The organism is Streptomyces sp. NPDC060205 (assembly GCF_042728395.1).
Taxonomy (GTDB): domain Bacteria; phylum Actinomycetota; class Actinomycetes; order Streptomycetales; family Streptomycetaceae; genus Streptomyces.
The window spans coordinates 1-5,348 of the sequence record NZ_JBHWZP010000483.1 but is presented as its reverse complement, the minus strand read 5'-3'; the positions used below and the strand labels follow the sequence as shown (position 1 = coordinate 5,348).

At 65.6% G+C, this 5,348-nt stretch carries 1 protein-coding gene; it reads left to right on the top strand.

Going from position 1 to position 5,348, the window contains the following annotated elements; genetic code table 11:
• Positions 1-5,348, top strand: a 5,348-nt coding sequence (locus tag ACFWGJ_RS41460; RefSeq protein WP_387334132.1) for a hypothetical protein, incomplete at both ends; no start/stop codon positions are given.

The following is a 5,348-nucleotide window of genomic DNA, read 5'->3' as shown; positions in this document are numbered from 1 at the left end:
CTCACGCCGTTCAAGTCGGGGAACTTCGAGTTCACCAACCTGAAGCACACGAATGAGGCGTACCGCGACAAGGCGGTGCGGATCATTGAGCTGCTGCGCAGGCACGACACGATTCGCAATTACGTGAACGGTCGCCCTGTCCGGATCACCCTGCACCTGCGGACGAGGGAGACCCCCGCCGATGTGACGGACCGCGGGGATGCCGGTGTCGAGATCAATCTCGCGAGTTACTACTTCGAGAAGTACGACATCGGTTACGTCATGGGGATGCTGGCCCATGAGATCGGTCTGCATCCCCTCGCATCGCAGGACACGAACATCCCTGATGAGGAGTCGATGTTCGCCGGGGTGCCCTTGACCGTTCCGGGGCTGGCGCACCTGACTCCGCCGAGGACCATGAACACGGTTGGGGCGGGCCAGGCCGACCACATCATGGCGGCCTTCCCGAGCAGTACGAGGCACAAGATCTACCGGGACATCGTGCTGGGCATGGCCTCTGATCTGGCGGAGGAGGCGCGGACGGGCGAGGAGGGTGCGAAGGCGAAGGACGTCACGGACCTGGTCGACACCTATTTGATGGACCTGGCCACGATCGCGCTGACCAATGACAAGCGTAAGGACGCGGCCTGGGAGCCGCGGTACACGGCGAAGGTGTACAACGCGTACAAGGAGCAGTTCGCCGCGCAGCTCGCAGCGGACAGCCCCGTGCGGAGTCTGCTCCCGGCGGACAAGAGCTGGTACAACGTCACGAGCAACTTCCTGGGTCTGGGCAGCAGCGTGGCGTTCAACAACCAGGGCGACAGCATCCAGACCGCCACACCCGCCCCGAGTAACACCGAGACCGGCGAGACGCGCCCCCGGCTGACCGGGAACGGCACGGCGGCAGCGTCGCCCACCCGGCCGGCCGGCTCGACGCGTTCCGGGGGATCGCGGGACAGGCGCCCCCGTTTCGTGGTGCGGTCGGGCTTCGATGCGCGGCGGTTCACCTACGACGGTGATCCGGTCACCGACCTCACGGTCCGTATCGCGATGCGTGGTGGCACGGACGGGCAGAACGCCCGCACGTTCGAGCAACTCCTCGACGGCGTGCACGAGTTCCTCAACAACCCTGGCCACCGGCTCCCCAACGGCGACCTGCTGCATGTGACGGTCGAGCTGGTCGATCCCTCGAAATCGCCGCACCTGACCGTGGACTTGACCGGTCGGGACCAGGTGATGGATCAGAAGACCTGGTGGGCGGACGCCACCCCCATACAGCTGGTGCATGAGCTGACCCATCAGCTCGGTCTGCGGGATGAGTATCGGGATGCCGATTCGCCGCAGCGTCCGCACATCCCGGGCAGCCTGCTGGGTGACCTGAACGCGGTGCCTGAGGATTCCTCGCTGGCGGCCGGTGGGCTCCGCGGGCGGCACCTGGCGCTGCTGGGTGCGTTGATCGGGGATGTGACTGCGCGCCCCTCGGAGCCGAGCGCGCAGGAGGACACCGAGCAGGCCTGGGAGCAGGTGCGCAAGAACGCCAAGGAGGTCCGGCGCGAAGCGGTCTGGGTGGACCCGGTCTCGCTGCCCCGGCCGTCCACCGGCGACACGACGACCACCGGCGTCCCGGCCCGCATGCCACAGGGCCCGAACACGACACCTGACTCTGCTACCGCGCCCGCCCCCGGGCCCTTCGTGATGGAGAACTTCGAGTTCACCAACCTGAAGAGTTCGGACGAGCGCTACCGGGCCAAGGCGACCCGGGTCATCGAACTGCTGCGGGACCACCCGACGATCAGTGCGTACGTCGGCAACCGTCCGGTCCGGATCACCTTGCACGTGCGGACGACCGAGCCTCCGGCGGACGTACGTGACCTGGGCGACGACGGCGTTCAGATCAACCTGGCGAGTTACTACTTCGAGAAGTACGACATCGGTTACGTCATGGGGATGCTGGCCCATGAGATCGGCCTGCACCCGCTTGCGTCCCGGGACACGAACATCCCCGACGAGGAGGAGATGTTCGCCGGGGTGCCCTTGGCCGTTCCGGGGCTGTCGCATCTGACACCGCCGCGCACCATGAACACGGTCGGCTCGGGGCAGGCCGACCACATCATGGCCGCCTACCCGAGCAGCACCCGGCACGGGATCTACCGCGACATCGTGGTGAAGATGGCGGAGATGATGGCGGAGTTCGCACAGGCGCAGGTCCCGGGAGCCAAGCTCCAGGACGCCACGGACCTGATGGACTCCTACCTCATGGACCTGGCCTCGATCGCGATCACCGGTGACCACCGGGTGAGGGCTGCGAAGGAACCGGGTAACACCGCCAAGGTCTACAACGAGTACAAGACGTTGCTCGCCGCGCGCATGGCACCGGGCAGTCCCGCCCGAGCGCTCCTGCCCGCCGACAAGGGGATGTTCGGGGTCGTACGGGACTTCGCGACCCTGACCGCGAGTGTGGTCGCCAACAATCGCGGTGACAGCATCCAGCCGCCCGCGCCCGCGCCCGCGCCCGCGCCCGCGTCTACGGCTACTGCCACGTCCACGATCACGCCTCCGTCCACGGACGAGGCCCACCCCCGGCTTCCGCAAGCCACCGACACCGACAGCGCTCAACAGACCGAGGAGAGCATCGAGCAGGCTCCGTCGGCCGCAGCGCGGTTGCGGGGCCCGCGCGACAGCAGGCCGCGGTTCGTGGTGAGGTCGGGCTTCGATGCGCGGCGGTTCACCTATGACGGTGATCCGGTCACCGACCTCACGGTCCGTATCGCGATGCGCGGAGCGGCGGATCAGACGCCACGGGTGTTCGGTCAACTCAGCGCGGGTGTGGCCGAGTTCCTGAACATGCCCGGTCACCGGCTCCCCAACGGCGACCTGCTGCATGTGACAGTCGAGCTGGTCGATCCTTCAGAGTCCCCGCATCTGACGGTGGACTTGGTGGGCCGGGACCAGGCGATGGATCAGGTGGCGTGGTGGGCTGACGCCGACCCCGTACAACTGGTGCATGAGCTGACCCATCAGCTCGGTCTGCGGGATGAGTATCGGGACGCCGACGCCCCTCACCGGCCGCACATTCCGGGCAGCCTGCTGGGTGACCTGAACGCCGCGCCCGAGGACTCCTCGCTGGCCGCCGGTGGGCTTCGCGGGCGGCACCTGGCGCTGCTGGGTGCGTTGATCGGGGATGTGACTGCGCGCCCCTCGGAGCCGAGCGCGCAGGAGGACACCGACCAGGCCTGGGAGGAGGTGCGCAAGAACGCCAAGGAGGTCCGTCGCGAGGCCATCTGGGTGGACCCGGTCTCGCTGCCCCGGCCGGCCACTGAGGGGACGACCGTCACCGAGGTTCCGGCGCGTACGCAGCCGGATGCGGAGCCGGCTGCGTCGGTGCCGGTGCTGCGTCCGTTTAAGTTGGGGAATTTCGAGTTCACGAATCTGAATCAGACGGACCGGTACGTAGATAAGGCGGTGCGGATCGTCGAGTTGCTGGATGAGCACAGCACGATCAAGAGTTTCGTTGACGGTCGTCCGGTGCGGATCACTCTGCATGTGCGGACGACGGAAACGCCCGCCGATGTGCGTGACCTGGGTGCTGCCGGCGTTGAGATCAACCTGGCGAGCTACTACTTCGAGAAGTACGACATCGGTTACATCATGGGGATGTTGTCCCATGAGATCGGTCTGCATCCTCTGGCTTCGAGTAATGCGAAGATTCCTGAGGAGGAGGATCTGTATCGGGGTATGCCTCTGATGGTTCCGGGGCTGGAGTCTCTGAGTACGCCGCGGTTTATGAATACCGAGGGTGCGGGTCAGGCGGATCACATTATGGCCGCGTTCCCGCACACGATTCGGCATGGTATCTATCGCGACATTGTGCTGGAGATGGCCGAAGTGCTTGCCCAGCATGCGCGGGTGGGGGTCGCGAACGCCAAGGCGAAGGACGTCACGGACCTGATCGACACCTATCTCATGGACCTGGCGTCGATCGCGGTCACGAACGACCATCGGGCGCGGGCGGTGCGGGATCCCGCGTATACGGCGAGGGTCTACAACGCGTACAAGGCTCAGTTCGCTGAGCAGTTGGCGCAGGACAGTCCTGTGCGTGCCCTGTTGCCGGGGGACAAGGGCCGGTTCGGTGTTCTCGGTGACTTCGCCGCGCTCGCCACCAGTGTCGGAACGAACAACCGCGGCGACAGCATCCAGCGGCCCGTCGCTCCGGAACCCACTGCGGAACCGACCCCGGAATCCACCCCGGCGGCCCATCCCGGCGAAGCGCGCCCCCGGCTGCCCCAGTCCGACACCGACGCGACGTCGGTGCCTGCCGTGGCCGTCGCGCCGACGCTCACTGCATTCAAGTTGGGGAATTTCGAGTTCACGAACTTGAATCAGACGGACCGGTACGTCGACAAGGCGGTGCGGATCGTCGAGTTGCTGGATGAGCACAGCACGATCAAGAGCTTTGTCGACGGCCGTCCTGTCCGTATCACCTTGCATGTGCGGACGACGGAAACGCCCGCGGATGTGCGTGATCTGGGTGCTGCCGGTGTTGAGATCAACTTGGCGAGTTATTACTTCGAGAAGTATGACATCGGTTACATCATGGGGATGTTGTCCCATGAGATCGGTCTGCATCCTCTGGCTTCGAGTAATGCGAAGATTCCTGAGGAGGAGGATCTGTATCGGGGTATGCCTCTGATGGTTCCGGGGCTGGAGTCTCTGAGTACGCCGCGGTTTATGAATACCGAGGGTGCGGGTCAGGCGGATCACATTATGGCCGCGTTCCCGCACACGATTCGGCATGGTATCTATCGCGACATTGTGCTGGAGATGGCCGAAGTGCTTGCCCAGCATGCGCGGGTGGGGGTCGCGAACGCCAAGGCGAAGGACGTCACGGACCTGATCGACACCTACCTCATGGACCTCGCTTCGATCGCGGTCACCAACGACCATCGGGCGCGGGCGGTGCGGGATCCGGCGTATACGGCGAGGGTTTACAACGCGTACAAGGCTCAGTTCGCCGAGCAACTCGCTGAAGGCAGTCCTGTGCGTGCCCTGTTGCCGGGGGACAAGGGCCGGTTCGGTGTCCTGGGTGACTTCGCCGCGCTCGCGACCAGCGTGGGGACCAACAACCGTGGCGACAGCATCCAGCGGCCTGTGGTTCCGGAACCCACCGCGGAACCGACCCCGGAATCCACCCCGGCGGCCCATCCCGGCGAAGCGCGCCCCCGGCTGCCCCAGAGCAACACCGATGACACGCCGGCCACCGTTGTTGAGCCGACGCTCACGCCGTTCAAGTCGGGGAACTTCGAGTTCACCAACCTGAAGCACACGAATGAGGCGTACCGCGACAAGGCGGTGCGGATCATTGAGCTGCT